We start from the raw sequence: 2,748 nt of genomic DNA, 5'->3' as shown, positions 1-2,748 counted from the left end.
AGACCACCGGCCTCGTCCACGGCCTCTACGCCGAGGGCGAGCCGATCCGGGACACCAAGGCGCCCGCCGGCCCGATCAGCGAGCGTTGGAACCAGCGCAAGTTCGATGCAGCCCTCGTCAACCCGGCGAACCGCCGCAAGCTCACGGTCATCATCGTCGGCACCGGCCTGGCCGGCGGCGCCGCTGCGGCCACGCTCGGTGAGGCCGGCTACAACGTCAAGTCGTTCTGCTACCAGGACTCCCCGCGCCGGGCGCACTCGATCGCCGCGCAGGGCGGGATCAACGCCGCGAAGAACTACAAGGAGGACGGCGACTCCGTCTTCCGGCTGTTCTACGACACGGTCAAGGGCGGCGACTACCGCTCGCGGGAGTCCAACGTCTACCGCCTCGCCGAAGTCAGCGCGAACATCATCGACCAGTGCGTCGCCCAGGGCGTCCCCTTCGCCCGGGAGTACGGCGGGCTGCTCGACAACCGATCCTTCGGCGGCGTCCAGGTGTCGCGCACCTTCTACGCCCGAGGCCAGACGGGGCAGCAGCTCCTCATCGGCGCCTACCAGGCGCTCGAGCGCCAGGTCGCCGCAGGCACGGTCGAGATGTTCAGCCGTCACGAGATGCTGGAGCTCATCGTCGTCGACGACGGGTCCGGCCCGCGGGCGCGTGGCATCATCGCGCGCAACCTCGTCACCGGCGAGATCGAGACCCATCTCGCCGACGCCGTCGTGCTGGCGACCGGCGGCTACGGCAACGTCTTCTTCCTCTCGACCAACGCGATGGGCTCCAACGTCACGGCGACGTGGCGTGCGCACCGCAAGGGCGCCTACTTCGGCAACCCCTGCTACACGCAGATCCACCCCACGTGCATCCCGGTCTCGGGCGAACACCAGAGCAAACTGACGTTGATGTCGGAGTCGCTGCGCAACGACGGCCGCATCTGGGTGCCGAAGCGCGCGGAGGACTGCGACAAGGACCCGCGGCAGATCCCCGAGGAGGACCGCGACTACTACCTCGAGCGCATCTACCCGAGCTTCGGCAACCTGGTCCCCCGCGACATCGCCTCTCGGGCCGCGAAGTACGTCTGCGACGAGGGGCGCGGCGTCGGCCCCAAGGTCGGCGACTTCCGCCGTGGCGTCTACCTCGACTTCACCGACGCGCTGAAACGGATGAGCAAGGAGGCTGTCGCCGAGAAGTACGGCAACCTGCTCGACATGTATGCGCGCATCACGGGTGAGAACCCGTATGAGGTGCCGATGCGCATCTACCCCGCTGTCCACTACACGATGGGTGGCCTCTGGGTCGACTACGACCTCCAGTCGTCGATCCCCGGGCTCTTCGTCGCCGGCGAGGCGAACTTCTCCGACCACGGCGCCAACCGCCTCGGGGCGTCCGCCCTCATGCAGGGGCTCGCAGACGGGTACTTCGTCCTGCCGAACACGATCCGCGACTACCTCGCCAAGGGCCCGTACGAGCCGCTCGACGAGTCCCATGAGGCGGTCGTCGAGGCCAAGGCCTCGGTGGACGCCCGGGTGGCCCGCCTCCTCGAGATCAACGGCGACCGGACGGTCGACTCCTTCCACCGCGAGCTCGGCCACATCATGTGGGAGTACTGCGGCATGGAGCGGACGGAAGAGGGACTGCTCAAGGGAATCGACCTCATCCGGGCGCTGCGTGACGAGTTCTGGCGCAACGTGCGCGTCCTCGGAGCCGCTGACACGCTCAACCAGAGCCTCGAGAAGGCCGGCCGGGTCGCCGACTTCCTCGAGCTGGGCGAGCTCATGTGCATCGACGCCCTGCACCGTCGTGAGTCCTGCGGCGGCCACTTCCGGGCCGAGAGCCAGACCGAGGACGGGGAAGCGATGCGTCACGACGACGAGTTCGCCTACGTCGCGGCATGGGAGTGGGGCGGCGACAACGGCGCACCGGTCCTGCACAAGGAAGACCTGGTCTACGAATTCGTCGAGATGAAGCAGCGGAGCTACAAGTGACCGGTATGAACCTCACCCTCAAGATCTGGCGCCAGGCCGGGCCCCACGCCAAGGGCGAGATGGTGACCTACCCGGTCACCGACATCTCCCCCGACATGTCGTTCCTCGAGATGCTCGACGTCCTCAACGAACAGCTCATCGACCGCGGCGAGGAGCCGATCGCCTTCGACTCCGACTGCCGCGAGGGCATCTGCGGCATGTGCGGCCTGATGATCTCGGGCAAGGCGCACGGTCCGGAGGTGACGACGACCTGCCAGCTCCACATGCGGTCGTTCCACGACGGCGACGTCATCACCGTCGAGCCGTGGCGCGCCGACGCGTTCCCCGTCATCAAGGACCTCGTCGTCGACCGGGACGCGTTCGACCGGATCATCCAGGCCGGCGGCTTCATCAGCGCCAACACCGGCTCGGCTCCCGAGGCCCACTCGGTCCCAGTGCCGAAGCCGAACGCGGACCGCTCCTTCATGGCCGCTGCCTGCATCGGCTGTGGCGCGTGCGTGGCAGCCTGCCCCAACGCCTCGGGCATGCTCTTCCTCGGCGCCAAGGTGACCCACCTCGGTGAGCTCCCCCAGGGGCAGCCGGAGCGGGACGCCCGCGTCGTCGCCATGGTCAACCAGCACGACCACGAGGGCTTCGGGGGGTGCACCAACATCGGCGAGTGCTCGCTGGCCTGCCCGAAGGAGATTCCGCAGGACGTGATCAACCAGCTCAACCAGGACCTGCGCCGCGCGCTCACTCGCGGTCTGTGACGCAGGCGGCAGCCTCG

Annotated in this window: 2 protein-coding genes; both read left to right on the top strand. The window is 68.2% G+C overall.

The genetic code is table 11. From position 1 onward, the window contains the following. On the top strand, positions 1-1,982 hold a 1,982-nt coding region (locus LOY02_RS19045; protein WP_317183935.1), incomplete at its 5' end, for a fumarate reductase/succinate dehydrogenase flavoprotein subunit. Between the two features lie 5 nt (positions 1,983-1,987). Further along, complete coding sequence (locus tag LOY02_RS19040) at positions 1,988-2,731, top strand: succinate dehydrogenase/fumarate reductase iron-sulfur subunit (protein ID WP_317183934.1); 744 nt, start codon at positions 1,988-1,990, stop codon at positions 2,729-2,731. The last annotated feature ends 17 nt before the right edge of the window (positions 2,732-2,748 follow it).

The organism is Intrasporangium sp. (assembly GCF_032907665.1).
Classification (GTDB): Bacteria; Actinomycetota; Actinomycetes; order Actinomycetales; family Dermatophilaceae; genus Intrasporangium.
This window is presented reverse-complemented; position numbering and strand designations above follow the sequence as displayed.

Bases quoted from the DNA above. Each gene is read 5' to 3' on its own strand.
- LOY02_RS19040 (WP_317183934.1), top strand. From the start codon at position 1,988: ATGAACCTCACCCTCAAGATCTGGCGCCAGGCCGGGCCCCACGCCAAG.